Raw genomic sequence first — 18,390 nt, forward strand, 5'->3', positions numbered from 1 at the left:
CACTCTTATACCTCCCCGTCTTTCATGACTATCTTGCCGTCAACAATCGTTGCAACGGCCTTTCCCTTGAGAATCATGTCTTCAAAAGGCGTAGATTTACCTTTTGAATAAAACTTATCGGAGTCGACGGTCCATTCTTTATTTAAGTCCATAATAGTCAAGTCCGCCGTTTTTCCGACCGTCACATTACCGGCATCTACGCCGAGTAAGGCGGCAGGGCTCGAAGTCATAGTTCGGATCAGAGTCATTAAGTCGACAGTCCCCGTATGATACAAGTAGGTAAGTACTGTACCGAGTGAAGTTTCCAACCCGACAAAACCGCTCGGAGCCAAGGAAAATTCACAGTCTTTTTCTTCAATTGTGTGCGGAGCATGATCTGTCACAATGGCATCAATAGTTCCGTCCACGAGTCCTTCAACCACGGCCTTCCTATGTTCTTCCGACCGCAAGGGCGGATTCACTTTAAACCGCGGATCATAAGATCTCAAGGCTTCATCCGTCAAAATCATATGTTGAGGTGTCGCCTCGGCCGTAACCTTCAGACCCTTTGCCTTGGCTTGTCGTACCATTTGGACAGCATTTTTCGTGCTGATATGAGCAATATGAACAGCCGTACCCGTTGCTTCCGCTAAAAGAATATCTCTGGCTACGGCAATGTCTTCAGCCACGGCCGGACGGCCCTTAAGTCCCAATTCATGAGAAACAACCCCTTCATGCATATGCCCGCCTTCGATGAGATCCGCATCTTCGCAATGATCGATGACAATTTTACCGAACATGCCTGCGTATTCCATAGCTTTTCGCATAAAATCGCAATTTTGTACATAACGGCCGTCATCGGAAAAAGCGACAACACCCGCCTTAGCCATACCGCCCATAGATGATAATTCCTTGCCTTCCAATCCTTTGGATAAAGACCCGATAATATCGACTTTGACGACCCCTTCAGCAGCAATTTTATACTTCAAACCGTCGACGATAATAGCACTGTCAATGACGGGCTTTGTATTCGGCATAGTAGCGACACGTGTAAAACCGCCGGCCGCAGCCGCCTTAGTGCCGCTTTCAATCGTTTCTTTCGCCGACTGTCCGGGCTGCCGCAAATGCACATGCATATCAATCAAGCCGGGTGTAACCACCAATCCCGTCGCATCCAAAATGTCTGCATCCTGAATGTCCACATCCGGACCTATGGCCGTTATCTTCGTACCGTCTATGCGAATGTCGCAAATTTTATCTTCTCCCGTTGCCGGATTGATTAACCGACCGTTCTTAACGACTAATGCCACTTTCATCGCCTCCTATAATGGTCAGGTACAAGACCGCCATACGTACGCACACACCGTTTTTAACCTGTTCTTGAATAGACGACTGTTCCCAGTAGCATACGTCGGGTTCGATTTCCAGCCCCCGATTCATCGGTCCGGGATGAAGAACCAACACGTCTTTTTTCGCCTGCTCCAAACGCTTCCGATTAATGCCGTAAAGGGATGTATATTCACCCGTACCGGGGAAGAAGCCCACGCCTTGGCGTTCCTTTTGAATACGCAATACGTTAACTACATCCGCCCCTTCTAAAGCCTCGTCCAAATTATAATGGATGCTTATACCCATGCTGGCCAATTCGGGTTGCAGTAAGGTGCGCGGACCGACAAGGTGAACATCAGCTCCCAAAGTTTTTAAACCGTAAATCCCCGAGCGTGCTACACGACTATGATCTATATCACCGACAATGACTACTTTAAGGCCCTTAATACCGCCCTTTACCTCATTAATCGTGTACATATCAAGAAGGGCCTGAGTCGGGTGTTCATGGGCTCCGTCACCGGCATTGACAATAACCGGATCAACGTAAGAGTCGGCCAATCGCGGCGACCCTTCCATCTTATGACGCATAACAATGGCATCTACGCCCATAGCCGTTACGGTCAACAAGGTATCACGGAAACTTTCACCCTTTACAATGGAGCTGCCGCTGGGTGTGAAGTTGATAACATCGGCGTCCAAATACTTCGCCGCCATTTCAAAGGATCCGCGCGTACGCGTACTCGGTTCCCAGAACATGTTCACTACCGATTTGCCGTGCAGCAGAGGCAACTTCTTATCTCCGCTGTTTACAATAGCCTTCATCTTACGGGCAGAGCGCAAAATCAGTTCAATATTTTCCTTCGTTACTCCCTGTAATCCGAGTAAACTCTTTCCTTTCAAGTCGGCCACGAGCTCCTCCTTTGTGTAAAAAAAAGACCCTTGCCGGAGGCAAAGGTCATATTATGCGCACAACAAAAACACATCCCTTTTTAGCCTCTCCGGACTATATTAAAGGTGCTAATCTATTTTCAGCGAATACGTCGGCCTCACGGGACCGCCTCATATCCTCTATTATTTTATATATGTAAGCGATCAAAGTCAAGAAAAACATATGACACAAAAGAGTGGAAAGTGCCGTTCTCCGACTGTGCCGAACAGCCTAACACTCTCTTATACACTTCTTTGTCCTATTCAACAGATATGGTCATCCCGTTACCTTCTTTTGCGCAACAATTAAAAACACAGTTGCAATAATTAATACCAGACCTACGATTTCGGCAAAGGTAAAGACCGTTCCCAAAAGAAGGGCCGAACAAAGAGCCGAGGACACGGGTTCAACCGTAGCGATTAACGTCGTATTGAGCGGCCCGATATCCCGCACACCTTGTAAGAACAGCACGTACGTTAAGACAGTGCCGAACAAAACGATTCCGAAAAAAGCCAGCCAGCCGGCAAGATCCAAATGAGGCATAGCTTCCCAAGGACGGTAAAGTAAAGACAAGAAAATTCCGCCTGTCAACATACCTATGGCATTAACGACTACACTCCCCCACTTGCGCACGGGTTTAATAGATAAAAGGGTGTAGACGACGCAACTGACCGCATCGAGAAGACCCCAAATTAAGGCTCGCGGAGACAAAACAAGTTCCGTTATACGTCCGTGTGTAGCTATAAGAACCACACCGATAAAAGCTAAGATGACGGAGAGAACCTCCCGACTGTACGGCAAGCGGCGCCTTTGCAGGCAGACCAATACGGCCATCATGACGACACATAAGGTCTGCAATACCGTAGCTGTTCCCGCATTGGAATAGGAGATACTGAAAAAATACGATAACTGATTCAGCATGAGTCCGAAAATTCCGTATACGAAAATAGTTATTAACTCTTTAGGGTGTCGAACAACTATACCCAAAGAACGAGTTTGCCTTAAAGAAAGTATGAGAAATACAATTCCCGCACAAGTCATGCGCACACCGGTCAGCCAAAAAGGCGAGGCATCATATACAGACAGCAGAAACTGCCCCGCTACGCCTGAAAGTCCCCAAATGACTCCTCCCAGAGCTGCACACCAATAACCGCGAGTAGTATTAGTCAAGGTCTTCACTGTATCCCCCCCCTTCTTAAAAAAATGCAGTAACCGCATTGCGATTACTGCATTGCTATAATAAAGCCTCGGCTCTCCGATCAAAACAAAGATGTCGCCTTATCGGCTATTTCAGGTAGCCCTGTCGGCACCGGCTGAATGAGCCAGAAAATCAAGATAACCAAGACCGTCATACCCAAGGCCAAGTAAGAAAACTTACCGCTCTTACCGTAGTCATAAACACCCAAGAAACGAATGGTCAGTGCCGCTCCGATAGTAAGAAACAAAGACCCGGCCGAAAAATACGAGTATACACCGTAGCCCGCAAGCAGTGTTATGACGGCGGCACTGTACATGACAATAGGATAAACCTGCGATAATGCCGATTCTTTTTGCCGCTTCATGGCTCCGAACCAATCATCGGCAATAATACCTGTCAACCCGGAAATAAACGCGGAACCGTACATGAGATAATCCCATATTCCCGTATAGGCTCTGCGATTGGATGATGCGGCCATAATAATGACAAAAACCAAGGACACCGCTCCTGCCAGGATATAGTAATATTTTTCCGGAAACCATTGTACAAGCAAGAGACCTATAATCATGAGTGCCGACGCCCCGAATGTCATAAACACGATATGTCGTGCAGACGGGCGTTTCTTAACATCCATCGCTTTATAAACCTTTGCAAACGATTCGGCCAAAAACAAAGCGATAAAAATAATGATACCTACAAAGGGATTGAAGGTCGCTAACGCCAGCGTAACAATAACGGGAATGAGCATCTTGGCACCCGGAAAAAAGGTCAGGTCTTTAATCCCCAAAATATGCTGCTGCGTATACACCGTAAAGTACGTGAACGGGTTGAATACGAGCATGGACATGACCGCTTCCACCGGCGTAGCTCCGATATAAAGCAAGGCAAAAAGGACGGTCATGCTAAGGTTCATACCTGTAAACCGTGCCACGACAGCGGCCACAATGCCGGCATCAAAATACGGTAATAAGGTCCAAATATTATCCAACATCAACTGGTCTTCCCTTCTATTTTAAGTGATGGCTGCCCCGTTCCGTCATCGGAACTCCTTCTTTACATAAAGGACACGTTTCCGGTTCATACGTAGGAACTTCCAAGTTTAACAAAGCCTGCACATCTTCTTTGGGCACACCGAATTCGGCCTTACCGCCGCTACGATCCACCAAAAGACCCACACCGACAATCTCTCCTCCTGCCGCCTTGACTACATCGACAACTTCCTGAACAGAGCCGCCGGTAGTCACAATATCCTCGACAATCAGGACGCGTTCGCCCGGTTTGATGCAAAAACCGCGACGTAGGGTCATCTTTCCCTTTTCCCGCTCCGTAAAAATAGCTCGAGTCCCCAGAGCTTTCCCCACTTCATGTGCTAACAAAATACCGCCCGTCATAGGCCCCATAACAGTCTGAACACCTTTGTTTTTAAAACGTTCAGCCAATTCTTTACACAGTTTTTCCGTATATTCGGGATGCTGCAAAACGTTAAACTTTTCTACATATAAAGGGCTGTGTAATCCCGAAGTAAGTAAAAAATGCCCTTCCAACACGGCCTTGGTTTCCACTAAAAGTTGTCTTACCTGTTCTTGAGTTAACATCTTATACCTCCCTGATTTCTTCCGCTATGGCACGAGCCGCTTCTTGCGGATCGGCAGCCTTGGTAATAGGACGTCCTACGACTAGATGAGTAGCCCCGTTTTGGACGGCTTCTTTCGGAGTCGTTATACGCTTTTGATCATCCGATTGTGCAAACGAAGGCCGAATGCCCGGTGTTACAATCAAAAAATCCGATCCGTTAAGACGGCGAATCTCAGCCGCTTCATGCGGTGAGGAAACGGTACCGTCCATACCGGCTGCCTTTGCCGCCCCCGCCATGGTCAATACCGATTGACTAATACTGTTAGTATGTCCCAACTTCTTCCATTCATCGGCGTCAATGCTCGTAAGTACCGTAACTGCCAACAGCTTCGGACGTATTACGGACAACCGCCGGGCTTCATCCGCCGCCGCTACCGCCGCCGCCTTCAACATGGCACTGCCACCGCTGCCGTGCAGAGTCATCAAATCGGCTCCCAACCCGGTCAAAGCCCGAACGGCTTGTGCCGCCGTATTGGGAATATCATGAATTTTTAAATCCAAAAAGACTTGCTTTCCTTCAGCTTTAAGCCAACGCACCGTATCGGGCCCGGCACTGTAAAAAAGCTCCATTCCCACCTTATAAAATGAAACGCTGTCTCCCAATTTGTACACCAGTCGTTTCATATCATCGAGCGTATGAACATCCAGGGCTGCAATAATGCGATTATCCGCCATCCGAACCATCCCTTCACACAAAAAGACATATCATACATAATCTTATAAATTATGGCACGGTGTCAAACGTCTGTCAAACATATACCGCTTAAACATGCACCTTGCAGGACCACTCTGTCACTTGCAATTTAATAACCCCGACACTCTTTAAGGCCTCTTCGGGTATTGACCAGCCTGCTTTTCCCGTCACTTGTTGCATGAGAAGTCCCAAGGCATCGTACTTCTCTCGAGTGTCCCCTACGACAGACACATTTCCCTTCCCCATAAGTGAGGCAAAGGCATATGAGTGTCCGCATGCTTTTTCGGCAGGCAACAGTTTATGTCGTGTGTCCATTTCAAAGGATGCTCGTAAAGAACGATTCACAAGGTCTATTTTCTTCCCCTGTGCCGCACCGTGAAAATAAAAGACACCGAAATCGCCTTCTTCTACGAAAGCAAAATTAAGCGGTACCGAATAAGCCAATCCGTCATCATCTATAAGTCCCAAACGACAACAATCGGCTGCGGCAATAATATTTATAATTTCTTCTCTTCTCGTTTCTTCCCTGTCCCTGCGCCTCATAAAATCCCCCTGAAGTATTGCCCATTCCTATATTTTTACTATAGCACAGGTTATGTGAAATATAAAACGCCCTGTCTGCATACATTTGCAAACAGGGCCTTATTGCCGACTTACTTAATGTGAATTATGTTTTTCTTTTCTTCCGGTTCATCTTTTTCTTTAGGCAAAGATACTTTCAGGACACCGTCTTCAAAAGATGCTTCCGTAGACTTTCTATCAATATGCGGGATCAACAACCGCCGCGAGAAGGTCTGTGCGGTCCGTTCTCTATATACATATTTTTTAGCTTCATCCGACTGTTGTTCATCTTTATGAGATGCCGTGACTACAAGAATCGGGTCATCATAGGTCAATTCAATGTCATCTTTAGTCATACCCGGCAAATCAACCGTCAATTCATATCTGTCACCCTTATCTTCCAAGTCTATCTTCGGCATACTGAGCGGTGATGCTGTACGTGTTACATCTGTAAAGAAAGTATTCCATACATCTTCAGGAAATAAAAAATTATCATTATTTACAATAGGAAATAAACTTCTCATAGCAATCCCTTCTTTGTTCTTTTGACTTTTTATTGTGTAGTAAATCTTTTTCTTCCTACAATCACACTATACCCTTTATTAGCACTCATGTCAATAGAGTGCTAATAGTTTTTTTCATTTATTCCTATTATATTTTTTATGCTATAATAAAAAACATTATGAAACGGCAAGAAAGGACCTGTACATGGCGGCAATTAAAATACAAAACTTAGAAAAAACTTTCGGCATACGCACTATCTTCAAAAACGTATCCTTCGAGTTAAAGCGCGGTGAACGACTGGCTCTTATCGGGGCAAACGGAGCTGGGAAAACGACGCTCATAAAATGTCTCATTGGCGAAGAAGATTACACGGACGGAGCCGTTATCGTTCCCTACGGTGAAACTATCGGTTATTTAAAACAAGATGTGACCTCTACAGATGAGGCAACCTTAGGAGAAACGATAGACATGGCTTGGTCCGACTTACATGATACGGAAACGAGCCTGCGAGAAACGGAAAAAGCTATGCAGATGAGTCCGAATGATGAAGAGCTGCAAATGCGTTATGCCCGTTTGCAAGAACGTTTCGAAATGCTCGGCGGTTTTTCATACGAAGCGACAACCAGAAAAATCATAGCCGGGCTGGGCTTTGGGCAAGATGACTTGAATCGCCCTTTTCAAAGTTTTTCAGGGGGACAAAAAACGCGTATCAACTTAGCCAAAGCCTTGGTACGTCATCCTTCGTATCTCATTTTGGACGAACCGACCAATCACTTGGACACTGACATGTTGGAATGGCTCGAGACTTATCTACTTTCTTATGACGGTGCTATTCTCATCGTTTCTCATGATCGATATTTCCTGGATAGAGTGGCAACAAGCGTATTAGAACTTGAAAACGGAACGACCACGCTATACAAAGGAAATTATTCCCGTTACATGTCTCAACGCAATGAAAGACGCAAATCTTTACAACGTGCCTATGACAGACAACAGGAGAAAATCAAAGAAACGGAAGCCTACATCCGTAAGTACAAAGCAGGCATTAAATCGAAGCAGGCACGCGGTCGGCAATCACAACTCAACCGTTTAGAACGAATCGACAAGCTATACGAAGGCGATACGTTGCACTTTGATTTTGCCCCTGCTGAAGAGTGCGGCCAAAAAGTTCTCGTCGTCGATGATATATGCGGCGGCTTTACGGACAAGGAATTATTCAGTCATCTTTCCTTTCTAATACGTCGCGGTGAATCGGCAGCTCTTATCGGCCCCAACGGGACAGGTAAAACCACCCTGTTAAAAATGATCATAGGAGAAAAGGAGCCGGCCCAAGGTCATATTACCTTAGGAAGTCGTGTGCATATCGGTTATTTCGCTCAAGAACATACGGAGCTCCACAGTCACTTGACAGTATTGGAAGAGCTGATGGCGGACTATACGATGAACGAAGAACAGGCACGCTCTCTTTTGGGACGTTTTCTCTTCCGCGGCGATGATGTTTTTACATCCGTAGACTCTCTGAGTGGCGGGGAACAGGCTCGTCTGGCTTTGTTAAAACTCTTACTCTCGGGACCGAACTTTCTCATTCTCGATGAACCGACCAATCACCTCGATATTCCGACTCGCGAGATTTTGGAAGATGCCTTACTCGACTTCGGCGGCACGTATCTCATCGTTTCTCACGATCGATACTTCTTAGATAAAATTACAACTCGAACGCTGTCACTGGAAAACAAACAAGTTAAGGATTTTGCAGGAAATTACTCATACTACAAGGAGAAAGAAGCCGAGCTGCTGGCACTTCAGGCAGAAAAACAATATTTCAAAAACTCCGTTCGGGAAGATAAAAAAGCATCTACGACCGTTACGGTTACCGTTCCCGCTACTGACCGGGCACGCAAAACACAACCGATCAATCTTAAGCAGTTGGAAGAAATTGAAATGAAAATCGCCGAATTGGAAGCGACACTGAAAATGTATGAAGTGCAAATGAATACGGCTTCCCCCGAGGCACTGACGGACTTAAACAAGGCTTATTCCGAAACAGAAAAAGCCTTGCAAACGGCCTACGAAAAGTGGGAAAAGTTAGTTCAATAGCCCTTGCCATATCATACGTTTCATGATATAGTGTACATGTTGTGAAACACATGGGGGTGTAGCTCAGCTGGGAGAGCACCTGCCTTGCAAGCAGGGGGTCAGGAGTTCGATTCTCCTCATCTCCACCATATAAAAAAAGAGTTCGACAATCAGTCGAACTCTTTTTTTATTATCTGCTCTTGTTTACAACTTCTATGACCTTGTTTCGCCTTCTTTTTAGCTTGTTCCAAGGCCCGCACGTCGCCGGCATACTTAGACAGAACAACAAACGTACAAATTGCAATAAACCATACTGCATAGGTATCAAAAAAATGAACAAAAGCTGCGGCGATCAAGGCTCCGGCAACAAAGCTGCTGACCATGATGCTGTAGTTTACGGCTTGCCGCTTCATCTTGTCATGCTTATAATCATGTCGCCAATGATGATACCAGGATATCAGCATGCGTTGATAGTTCCCTGATGTCATAAATAAAGAATACGGTTCCGACTCAATCTGAATGCCTCTGAAGGATATCATAACAATACCTGCCGTATACGCCAACAAGGCTACCCAAACAATGGCATGACATGATATGACGGGAAGAATTAAAGTGACAACCAAAAAAGGACAAATATTCCAAGCTCGCCAGTAAGGTGTCTTTTCCCAGCGTTCCACAATCATACCGGTCCAAAAGCCGAGGGTAAAAAAGAGAACCGACAGACAACGAATGGCCACTCCTTCCATATTTCCATATTGAATATCCGAAATAAGAAAGATTATATTACCCGTTTGTAAAGCCACAAGAGTCCCGAACTTAAGCTGGCAATATACGTCAAGAGCCCCGCCGATAATTCCGAATAAGACGGCTATAATCCTCCTGTGATGAGGCAAAAAAATAACGTTATTCATAGAAAGTCCCTTCCGAGTTTATTGGGTGCAGTCCGTACTTTCGGACAGTCTATAAATCCCATACTTCAATGCCTGTTTGCGGATCCTGCTTTCTTCCAATAACAAAGCCTTCCGTCACGTCCATGACGATTTCGCCGGTGTAACAAATACGGGCCCATTCCAAATGACCGCCGAAATTCTTTACTTCACCGTCATCGTCCAGATAGGCAAACATGGCATGTGCATGCGTATGTAGGCTACCGTCCTTCATGGTTGTTACATTCCCGATAAGAGAGGTCATTTCAAACATGCTCTCTTTTTTATGGTCAAGAAAATCATGTTTTTCTTCAATATACGTGCCTACCGTAATCTTATCACAGGCACCGATCCCGTTAAACACGGCTGATTGGATGCCTTCTTTCATGCAAACGGACGTAAGCGAAGCAATTACTTCGTCATCCTTATCCAGCCTTATATAAATACGCTGTCCCGCTTTTTTGTAATCCATGGTTCTACTTCCTATCTGATAAAATTCGTATATATTTTCTGCGGCGTTTGCGGCACTTCAACACCGGCTTTCTTACCTGCTTCCACACAGCGGAGCGCCCACACCATATTGGTTCCCAGGACCTGCATGATTTGAAGACCTTCCGCATCCTGTCTTACTTCATCAGGCGTATTTCCGTGCACCATATTCCAATAGTTGGAGGAAACGATAAGACTTTCATGATAAGCTAAATACTTGTACAAAACATCGAGAGTAGCACTGGTGCCGGCTCTACGTGCCGACGCTATGGCTGATGCCGGCTTGTGACGCAAATAGTTACCGCCTACAGCCGACAACATGTCCATGAAAGTCACCATTTCTCCCGAAGGCGATGCCCAGTAAACCGGTGACCCTATAATAACTCCGTCCGCTTCTTTCAGTTTTTCCGCCGCTTCCGCTACGACAGCCTTATCCGGCACGGCATGCACAATTTCCGTTTCAATTCCTTCTTTATTCAACACGCCCGCCACTTCTTGCAAAGCCGTATAGGTACATCCGTTTTTACGACGACTGCCGTTTAATAATAACACTCTCATATATATATCCTCCCCTGCATATAATTTATACAATTATGTTTGATTATAGCCCTGCCAAGCCTTATTGGCAATGAAAAAGCGGAAGAGTTCAACTCTTCCGCTTTTATGTCTATTGCTCCAAGGCCTTTACAAAATCCCGGCCAAATTGTACACACAGCTTTCGTGATTCTTAGTCAGGGATCCACATGACCTTATTCATAATCCTTTGGGCCATAGAGTTCCCTCCTTACAAAAACATACCGCCTTGTTACACCGTCATTATATTCTTTTCTACAGATCTTGCTTTTATACCAAGAGCCTTGTCGACGTATCGCTTATCGACAAGGCTCTTTCTTACCACTCTTTATATGTATGTTCAAAAATATATCCTTGACGATAGGCTGCCAAGAGGCATTTCAAATCTTCTATCATTTGCAGGATTTTCTTACCCGTATCCGTGTCCCCGATCATAACTCGTTTCGGTTCCAATTCTACTTGAACCGATTCGGATAAAATATCCGAATTGGACGACAGTACCGATTCTACATCTCGGAAAGGATAGTGGGCCTTTAGTCGCAACCCGTGGGAATTAAAAATCAGTGTATAGCCGGCAATACCTGTAGACCCCTGATACGCCTTACAAAAACCGCCGTCTATACAAATCCCCTTACCGCCGGCGCGTACAGGGTTTTCCCCTTTTTTCACCTTAACCGGCGTATGACCGTTGATAATATGTCCTTGCGGCGAGTCGATGCCGAACTCATGTAAAATACGAACACAATCCGTTTCAATACGATTTAACGTATAGTAAGGGTTTTGCGGTTCCTTCCACGTCGACTCATCGGAAATGTAACTTCGTTCCAACGTCTTTACAATACGTCCCGACATAGGAGAATCGTAACCGCACCATAAATACCACATAAAGTCCAAACTATCCCGGTCGCGCTTTTCAAAAGCTCTCCGCGCCATTAAGTCGGCTTTATCCATAAATTCTCGACCCTTATACCCCTTGCCGTCTACAAATACTTCCGTAAAACTGCCGTCTTCATTCATCGGAATGCCTCCATGAAAGAGGAGGTTCCCGTTATATGTACGGTAAACAGACCCGTGGCTGTAGAAAAAACGCATGTGTCGCTGCAATCGCTCACTGTTCAGAAATTCTCGCTTAATTTCATTCAAAAGACGCTCTTCACCTTCACTGAGCCGATACGGGTCCTTGCGATCGACAGTGGGAAAATCCGTCGTCGTTAATTCATATGTGCCTGAGGGTAAGGTTACCTTACCGCCGTCAAAGTCGAAATCTTTAAAAATGAGGCGGTCGTTCATACCATACTCGGGATGGCGCATAATCGTCTGCCCTTCCAACTTGCACAGCATGACATTAATAGCTTTTACCATCGGGTCCAATCCGTCTTCGGCCGTATAGTTTTCCAAGGCAAAAAGAGCCAAAGAACGCAAACTGATTCCGTAACCGTTTTCCAAAATTTCCAAGTTATGATAGCGTACGTTATTTCTTAATACGTTGATAATGCACGCTTCATCACCGGCAGCGGCCCCCATCCACAAGATATCGTGATTCCCCCATTGAATATCGAGAGAATGGTGCCCCATCAGCTCATCCATAATTCTGTCGGCATGAGGCCCGCGGTCATAAATATCCCCTATAATATGCAGGTGATCCACAGCCAGACGTTTTATTAAATCCGTTAAAGCATAGACAAAATCTCGTGAGCTTCCGGTCTCTAATATGGAATCAATAATTTTAGAATGATAGACGTGACGATTCTTATCTTCATCCGGTTGAGCATGCAAGAGCTCGTCAATAACAAAGCGGAAACTTTCGGGCATGGCCTTACGCACCTTGGAACGCGTGTATTTAGATGACAATAACTTCGCCAACCGCAACAAATGATGCAAGGTCGTACGCGCCCATTTGTCATTCACAAGGCCGGCTTCCGTCATGGCATCCAACTTTTCTTTCGGATAGTAAATAAGGGTCAATAAATCGTCCTGCTCTTCTTTGGGCAAAGAATTCTTAAAAATCATCTCTACCTTTTCTCGAATAACGCCGGAACAATTGTTAAGAATATGCAAAAACGCTTCATACTCACCGTGCAGATCACTCATGAAGTGCTCCGTCCCCTTAGGCAGGTTGACGATGGCCTGCAGGTTAATAATTTCCGTAAACGTAGCCGCCTGGTTCGGATAGTCTTTCGATAAAAGTTCCAAATACCGTAAATATTCAGGTGAATAACTGCCCTCTCGCTTCATAGACAACACACCTTCCCTGTATTTCGCACATTAACATTTATAATGCCTGACAATATGAATTATACCTTGTTATTATACCATAGATTACCTGTTTTCCCCCATGAAAAAGGAGCCTTCCGCCCATATCGTGCAGGAGACTCCTAAAGGAATAACCCTATTTTATTTTCCCATATGCTTCATGACTTCCTGCATTTCTTCAGGACTCATAGATTGCATGGCTTCCGTCATCATCTTCATGGCTTCAGGTGTCGGCCCGGCTCCCGATGACTTGGCTTTTTTCATGGCGGCAATAATCTTTTCTACCTTTTCACTGACAGCTTTCGTTTCCGCACCGTCTTGTGCCGCCACTCCTTGAAGTGACATGCTTTCAACTCCTTTAACCAAATACTGAATGCATTCGACTGTTGTCTGGGCCAAATTCACTTGCCAAAACTCTCCGGCTGTCGTCAGCTTATAAATCACTCCGTTATTTTCTACAAGTCCCTGCTTTTCCCATAAATCATAGAGCCACTTTAAGTCGGATAAGCGAGGATCTTCTCCGACCAGCAGGTCTACATTAAAGTAGCCTTGTTCAATTTGTGCTAATGTTTTATTTACCAAAGGCTGAATATCCGATTCTTTTACTAAAGCCATAAAGGGTTTCTTTTTTTCCTCTACAGCCGTTGCATACGTGTCGAGAGTTCTATAGAGCATGGTCGAATAACCGTCCACACGACCGCCGGCCCCGCTACCGAAAGGAAACATGGTAACTCCCGTCTTAGCCAATGTATTATACAAACTCCGTTCCCTGTTGGTCTTAGCCCAATGGGCGGCACTGAGCCGACGACAATTGTGTTTCATCAAATATTCTCGCCCAAACTCGAACATGCGAGCCTGTTCTTTCGTCGTAGCCGCCGGGTCCAAAGCGCCTGCCTGAATACGCTTAGCCAAATCGCTGTTATCGTATACATTGAGCTGATATAAGTCAGCCCCGTCAGCAGCTGACGTCATAAGACATTCCAAGTCATCACGCCATACGTCCATGGACTGAGACGGCAACCCGTAAATCAAGTCGATAATGACAACGCACTGATTGTAAGCCTGAAGTTCTTCCAGTCGTCGCAAAACAGTGTCTTTATCATCCAGACGTCCCACTTGACGTCGAACTTTCGTATTAAAAGACTGGACGCCTAAGGACATGCGATTCACACCTTCAGCCATCCACACATCCATCTTTTCAGGAACCAAATCATGAATTCGACCTTCTAACGTTAATTCATAATCATTGGCTAAAGGCAAGCAGGTACGAATAGCCCGTAAAAGACGTTCTGCATTTTGTGTCGACAGTGAAGTCGGTGTCCCGCCGCCGATAAAAACGGAATGAATTAACCCGTTTTTTAATCGCGGCTCATGGCATTCTCTTTCCAAATCCTTTATCAAAGAGTCCACGTATGCATCTTCAACAGCCTGATCCGTTCCATTTTGGAAAAAAGCACAATACAGGCACTTGGTCTTGCAAAAAGGTATATGAATATATGCCGTCTGTGTCGGTTTACCCGTAGGCTTTTTACTCATTAATCCCTGCCAAATTTTCTGAGCCTCGCGAGGATTTACGGGCGTTCCGTCAATACCGGCATGGACAACCCGCTTGCGCGGAAATCCCTCTGTTAAAGGATCCGCTCCGATTCTTCCGAATTGAAATTCCCGCTGTTCTGAAGGCAGACTCTCATACAGTTCTTTCAGCCCCATACTATGCCTCACTCACTTTTTTCGTTACGCGTACTGCAAAAGCACGTGCCGCCGCCAAGTCCGCTTCATCCGGATGCTTAGCCGCTTCAGCATGGCGAGCTTCGCTTTCAGGATTTTTTCCGTGCGGCGAGTCTGCCGGAAACCGCTTGTACATCATTTCAATTAACTTCGGATCCACGGCTCCTTGACAAATAAAGGAGTCGACTACTTCCGTATGTGCCGGCACAAGTTCCGTAGCGGAAACCAAGCACTTATGGGCATGTTCCGATGCCGGATTGGCTCCGAGAGTTGCAAAAACAGCCACCTTCTTTGCCGTTAAAGTTTCCAAAACCTTCTTTGCTTCTTCGTCAGCCGTTCCCTTATCAACCCAAAAGCCTGCAAAAACACAGTCATAGGAACTTAAGTCTGTAGGTGCTTCAGCCGCTGCAACGCACGGCGTGCCTTCCGGCAAGGCGGAAACAATCGCTTCGGCAACCTTTTTTGTATTACCTGTCCGAGACGAGTATACTACCATGTATTTCATACATTCATCCTCCTGAAAAATCACCTTGTAAAAACGTCAAAACAACATAAAACCCGGATTCATCATACCAAAAGCACTCCGACTCTTCTACTCCGTTCAGTCCGTCAATAATCCGTTCGGACATTAACTTTTATCTACTCGGAAAACTACATTTTCCTATGGTGAAAACGGCAAGGATGGAAGTCCTTGCCGTTAAAAATTCTAATAACTTCTGCGAAATTCGCCGGGAAGCTGTCCCGTTATTTTATGAAAGGCTACGGCAAACTTACTGCTGTTTTCGTAGCCCACACAGTTGGCAATTTCCATAATACTGTCATCCGTTTGCAGTAACATCTGCTTGGCCTTTACCATACGGTACTCTTTAATATATTGCGACACGGTACAACCGTATACGCCTTTAAAACATTTTTTCAGCGTTGTCGGTGCAATTCCGTGTTCCTTAGCCAGTTGCTCTATGGTAAACTTTTTCATCATATTTTCCGTAATTTTCTTACGAATAGCTTTCACAAGGTTTACCTGTTGCAACGTAAAGGATTCTCTTTTTTCTGCAGGCACCTTTTTTATAGTGCTTAAAAGAAGCAATATTTCCAAAACTTTAATGCGAAAATACTGGTCTTTAATAGACTCGGGAACATGATAAAGTTCATAAAATAAATGCTTCAGGCTCGCATCTTCTCTCATAATCATGCCGAAATCGCGCCGGTCACAAAGACGCTGGCTCATGGCTTCCAAGTCGATAACCCCTACACCCAACTGGCGATCCATCGTTTCCTGAGCCTTAGGTAAATTAAGCAACAACGTGACTCCGTGATAATGAGCCAAAGGAAACACCGACGTATGACAATAAGCACTGCAGCGCCTCCAACCGACGGACATATCCCCTTCTCCCATGTACAAGTATTCTCCGTTTTTGAAGTTACATTCAATACGTCCCGTCTCGCAATGATTAATAGCAAATACATCGGGCATAGGCTTGGCTTCACACGAAAGTTCCGGCCGGTGAATATCCATGTACATAATCATAATGCCGGGATATACACTGTACCCGGTCATCATGGCCTGCCCTTTACTATCTTTAATTTCGTACACACTCCCGTTCTGTACCGTTCCCGAGGCGTACATTTCATGAGCGTTTTTCATATGTATGTCCTTTCCGCATACAGCTAACTTATTTCTGTTAAATTGCGTTTCTTTCATATCTCAATGTTACGATATTTTGATAATACATGTCAATATCGCCTATGTCTTGTTAAATTGCGACATGTATAAGTCATAATACTCGCCACGGACTTTCATCAATTCTTCGTGCGAGCCGCTCTCACAAATACGACCGCCGGACAAGACAATAATTCGATCCGCATGACGAACTGTCGCCAACCTGTGAGCAATGGTTAACGTCGTCCGCTTTCGAGACAGCTCAGCCAGAGACTGCAAGACTTGTTTTTCCGTTTCATTGTCCATGGCTGCCGTCGCTTCATCTAAAATAAGGACAGGGGGATTTTTCAAAAATACGCGAGATAAGGATAAGCGTTGTTTTTGACCTCCTGAAAGCATGACTCCCCGTTCACCGATATAGCTGTCATAGCCGCGAGGCAACCTACTGATAAACTCATGGGCTCTGGCATCCTTCGCAGCCGCCTCAATATCGGCTTGCGTACTGTCCGTACGACCGAGACGAATATTTTCACTTACAGAGTCGGAAAAAAGATACATATCCTGTTGCACAATACCTATGCATTCATGCAAAGACTCCAATGTATATTCGCGAATATCTCGCCCGTCTAAGGTAATCTTGCCGCCCGTTACATCGTAAAACCGTAAAAGCAGGGATGCTACGCTGCTTTTTCCCGCTCCTGTAGGTCCTACGAGAGCCACTTGTTCGCCGGCTTTAACGGTCAGATTGAAATCTTTCAATACATGAGTCCCGTCAGGGTACGCAAAATCAACATGTTCAAAGACTACGTCCCCTTTAATGCGTCTTGAATCGGCTACAACGGATCCGCCCCGAACCTTAGGCTCAACCCGTATCAATTCCTGATAACGGCGAAATCCCGCCATACTGCGCTGATACTGTTCGGTCAAGGATGTAAGCTGCATAATGGGACGAAGAAACAGCATGAGATACATCAAAAAGGCGACCAAATCACTCATAGTCATGAGATCATTCATCATAAGGACGGCACCGACGACAATAATAGTCAAATTTATGGCATTGGAAAAAAAGGTGACGGTTCCCGCCATATACGCTTGATAGCGAAAAGTCCGCATTTGCGAATTCGCCAAGTCGGCCGTTACATCCGAAAACCGTTGATACGCACGATTTTCCCCGTTAAAAGCTTTGACAGCCCGTACTGCGGCAAGTATTTCCGTGGCCACACTGCCGACGACGCCCATGTGTTGACGCGTCTCGGCAAAAGCGGACTTCATTTTCCTGTTAAGGAAAATGGTATCTCCCGTTTTTAAAGCTACAAGCAGTAACACGAAAACGGCCAGTAAAGGATTAATATAAAAGAGGAAAAAGGCACTGCCCCCCATAGTGATTAAGCAGACTACTGCAAGATGCGGCATTTCGAAAATAATATTCCCTACTTCACCGATATCTCCCGTCACTCGGGATACAAGATGACCCGTTTTCTCCTTATCGAAAAAGGCAAAGTCCAAGTTTTCCAAATGTCGGAACAAGGAGTTGCGCAAATCCCGTTCCACACGTACCCCCATTGTACGGCCCACGCAATATACGCAATACGTAATCCCCAAACACAAAAGGTAGAGGCCCAAGAGCCCGGCACCCTCGTATAGGAGACTCTGCATATCACGGGCCGGCAAGACAACACCCAATATATGTCGAACAATCATGGGAAAGGTTACTTCCATTCCGGCCGTCAACAAAGCCCCTGCAATGACAAAGGCCAACGATTTTTTATAGGGCTTATAAAATTGAAATAAATCCATTTCATAGTCTCCGTAAAGAAGCGGCAAACATTCCCGCAAGAGAAGGTTTGCCGCTCAGAC

17 protein-coding genes and 1 tRNA gene are annotated in these 18,390 nt (G+C 45.5%); 2 read left to right on the forward strand and 16 right to left on the reverse strand.

Annotated elements, in window-relative coordinates; translation table 11 throughout:
• Positions 1-5 precede the first annotated feature (5 nt).
• From HMPREF9429_RS01290 to HMPREF9429_RS01325, 8 genes are all read right to left on the reverse strand, one after another.
• Positions 6-1,289 (reverse strand): dihydroorotase, encoded by a 1,284-nt coding sequence (locus HMPREF9429_RS01290; protein WP_040773221.1) that lies wholly within the window; start codon positions 1,287-1,289, stop codon positions 6-8.
• Positions 1,273-2,217 carry an aspartate carbamoyltransferase catalytic subunit gene (locus tag HMPREF9429_RS01295; RefSeq protein ID WP_006941044.1) on the reverse strand — a complete coding sequence of 315 codons (945 nt, stop codon included), beginning with the start codon at positions 2,215-2,217 and terminating at the stop codon, positions 1,273-1,275. Before HMPREF9429_RS01295 ends, HMPREF9429_RS01290 begins: the two co-directional genes overlap by 17 nt.
• Positions 2,218-2,512: 295 nt before the next feature.
• The gene (locus tag HMPREF9429_RS01300; protein WP_232216629.1) at positions 2,513-3,415 is read right to left on the reverse strand and encodes a DMT family transporter; all 903 of its coding nucleotides are present in this window, start codon (positions 3,413-3,415) and stop codon (positions 2,513-2,515) included.
• An 80-nt stretch (positions 3,416-3,495) separates the two neighbouring features.
• Positions 3,496-4,425 carry a hypothetical protein gene (locus HMPREF9429_RS01305; protein WP_006941046.1) on the reverse strand — a complete coding sequence of 310 codons (930 nt, stop codon included), beginning with the start codon at positions 4,423-4,425 and terminating at the stop codon, positions 3,496-3,498.
• A gap of 16 nt (positions 4,426-4,441) precedes the next feature.
• On the reverse strand, positions 4,442-5,029 hold the full coding sequence (gene pyrE / locus HMPREF9429_RS01310; RefSeq protein ID WP_006941047.1) for an orotate phosphoribosyltransferase: 588 nt from the start codon (positions 5,027-5,029) through the stop codon (positions 4,442-4,444).
• Between the two features lies 1 nt (position 5,030).
• Positions 5,031-5,744, reverse strand: a complete 714-nt coding sequence (gene pyrF / locus HMPREF9429_RS01315; RefSeq protein ID WP_040773227.1) for an orotidine-5'-phosphate decarboxylase — start codon at positions 5,742-5,744, stop codon at positions 5,031-5,033.
• A gap of 88 nt (positions 5,745-5,832) precedes the next feature.
• Positions 5,833-6,306 (reverse strand): pyridoxamine 5'-phosphate oxidase family protein, encoded by a 474-nt coding sequence (locus HMPREF9429_RS01320; RefSeq protein WP_006941049.1) that lies wholly within the window; start codon positions 6,304-6,306, stop codon positions 5,833-5,835.
• A gap of 110 nt (positions 6,307-6,416) precedes the next feature.
• Positions 6,417-6,848, reverse strand: coding sequence for an Hsp20/alpha crystallin family protein (locus tag HMPREF9429_RS01325; RefSeq protein ID WP_006941050.1), 432 nt, complete (start codon positions 6,846-6,848; stop codon positions 6,417-6,419).
• Positions 6,849-7,032: 184 nt separating this feature from the next.
• Here HMPREF9429_RS01325 and HMPREF9429_RS01330 point away from each other — a divergent pair, with 184 nt between their 5' ends.
• Both HMPREF9429_RS01330 and HMPREF9429_RS01335 read left to right on the forward strand, forming a co-directional pair.
• Entirely contained in the window at positions 7,033-8,925 is a 1,893-nt protein-coding gene (locus HMPREF9429_RS01330) for an ABC-F family ATP-binding cassette domain-containing protein (protein WP_006941051.1), read from the forward strand.
• 52 nt (positions 8,926-8,977) lie between these two features.
• A tRNA-Ala gene (locus HMPREF9429_RS01335) sits at positions 8,978-9,053 on the forward strand.
• A gap of 21 nt (positions 9,054-9,074) precedes the next feature.
• Here HMPREF9429_RS01335 and HMPREF9429_RS01340 read toward each other — a convergent pair.
• The 8 genes from HMPREF9429_RS01340 to HMPREF9429_RS01375 form a co-directional block, all read right to left on the reverse strand.
• Positions 9,075-9,815 (reverse strand): YoaK family protein, encoded by a 741-nt coding sequence (locus HMPREF9429_RS01340; RefSeq protein ID WP_006941052.1) that lies wholly within the window; start codon positions 9,813-9,815, stop codon positions 9,075-9,077.
• 49 nt (positions 9,816-9,864) lie between these two features.
• Positions 9,865-10,302 carry a PPC domain-containing DNA-binding protein gene (locus HMPREF9429_RS01345; RefSeq protein WP_006941053.1) on the reverse strand — a complete coding sequence of 146 codons (438 nt, stop codon included), beginning with the start codon at positions 10,300-10,302 and terminating at the stop codon, positions 9,865-9,867.
• Positions 10,303-10,313: 11 nt separating this feature from the next.
• The gene (locus HMPREF9429_RS01350; protein ID WP_006941054.1) at positions 10,314-10,877 is read right to left on the reverse strand and encodes a flavodoxin family protein; all 564 of its coding nucleotides are present in this window, start codon (positions 10,875-10,877) and stop codon (positions 10,314-10,316) included.
• A gap of 333 nt (positions 10,878-11,210) precedes the next feature.
• Positions 11,211-13,127, reverse strand: a complete 1,917-nt coding sequence (locus HMPREF9429_RS01355) for a fructose-bisphosphatase class III (protein ID WP_006941055.1) — start codon at positions 13,125-13,127, stop codon at positions 11,211-11,213.
• Between the two features lie 159 nt (positions 13,128-13,286).
• On the reverse strand, positions 13,287-14,855 hold the full coding sequence (gene hutW / locus HMPREF9429_RS01360; protein WP_006941056.1) for a heme anaerobic degradation radical SAM methyltransferase ChuW/HutW: 1,569 nt from the start codon (positions 14,853-14,855) through the stop codon (positions 13,287-13,289).
• A 1-nt stretch (position 14,856) separates the two neighbouring features.
• Positions 14,857-15,378 (reverse strand): flavodoxin family protein, encoded by a 522-nt coding sequence (locus HMPREF9429_RS01365; protein ID WP_040773230.1) that lies wholly within the window; start codon positions 15,376-15,378, stop codon positions 14,857-14,859.
• A 201-nt stretch (positions 15,379-15,579) separates the two neighbouring features.
• Complete coding sequence (locus tag HMPREF9429_RS01370; protein ID WP_156780687.1) at positions 15,580-16,518, reverse strand: helix-turn-helix domain-containing protein; 939 nt, start codon at positions 16,516-16,518, stop codon at positions 15,580-15,582.
• Positions 16,519-16,617: 99 nt separating this feature from the next.
• Complete coding sequence (locus tag HMPREF9429_RS01375) at positions 16,618-18,330, reverse strand: ABC transporter ATP-binding protein (protein WP_006941067.1); 1,713 nt, start codon at positions 18,328-18,330, stop codon at positions 16,618-16,620.
• Positions 18,331-18,390 lie beyond the last annotated feature (60 nt).

The organism is Megasphaera micronuciformis F0359 (assembly GCF_000165735.1).
Taxonomy (GTDB): domain Bacteria; phylum Bacillota; class Negativicutes; order Veillonellales; family Megasphaeraceae; genus Megasphaera; species Megasphaera micronuciformis.

Excerpts from the sequence above, each read along its gene's own strand:
- HMPREF9429_RS01305 (WP_006941046.1), bottom strand. The coding sequence starts at position 4,425 with ATGTTGGATAATATTTGGACCTTATTACCGTATTTTGATGCCGGCATT.
- pyrE (WP_006941047.1), bottom strand. The coding sequence starts at position 5,029 with ATGTTAACTCAAGAACAGGTAAGACAACTTTTAGTGGAAACCAAGGCC.
- pyrF (WP_040773227.1), bottom strand. The coding sequence starts at position 5,744 with ATGGCGGATAATCGCATTATTGCAGCCCTGGATGTTCATACGCTCGAT.
- HMPREF9429_RS01320 (WP_006941049.1), bottom strand. The coding sequence starts at position 6,306 with ATGAGGCGCAGGGACAGGGAAGAAACGAGAAGAGAAGAAATTATAAAT.
- HMPREF9429_RS01325 (WP_006941050.1), bottom strand. The coding sequence starts at position 6,848 with ATGAGAAGTTTATTTCCTATTGTAAATAATGATAATTTTTTATTTCCT.
- HMPREF9429_RS01330 (WP_006941051.1), top strand. The coding sequence starts at position 7,033 with ATGGCGGCAATTAAAATACAAAACTTAGAAAAAACTTTCGGCATACGC.
- HMPREF9429_RS01340 (WP_006941052.1), bottom strand. The coding sequence starts at position 9,815 with ATGAATAACGTTATTTTTTTGCCTCATCACAGGAGGATTATAGCCGTC.
- HMPREF9429_RS01345 (WP_006941053.1), bottom strand. The coding sequence starts at position 10,302 with ATGGATTACAAAAAAGCGGGACAGCGTATTTATATAAGGCTGGATAAG.
- HMPREF9429_RS01350 (WP_006941054.1), bottom strand. The coding sequence starts at position 10,877 with ATGAGAGTGTTATTATTAAACGGCAGTCGTCGTAAAAACGGATGTACC.
- HMPREF9429_RS01355 (WP_006941055.1), bottom strand. The coding sequence starts at position 13,127 with ATGAAGCGAGAGGGCAGTTATTCACCTGAATATTTACGGTATTTGGAA.
- hutW (WP_006941056.1), bottom strand. The coding sequence starts at position 14,855 with ATGGGGCTGAAAGAACTGTATGAGAGTCTGCCTTCAGAACAGCGGGAA.
- HMPREF9429_RS01365 (WP_040773230.1), bottom strand. The coding sequence starts at position 15,378 with ATGAAATACATGGTAGTATACTCGTCTCGGACAGGTAATACAAAAAAG.
- HMPREF9429_RS01370 (WP_156780687.1), bottom strand. The coding sequence starts at position 16,518 with ATGAAAAACGCTCATGAAATGTACGCCTCGGGAACGGTACAGAACGGG.
- HMPREF9429_RS01375 (WP_006941067.1), bottom strand. The coding sequence starts at position 18,330 with ATGGATTTATTTCAATTTTATAAGCCCTATAAAAAATCGTTGGCCTTT.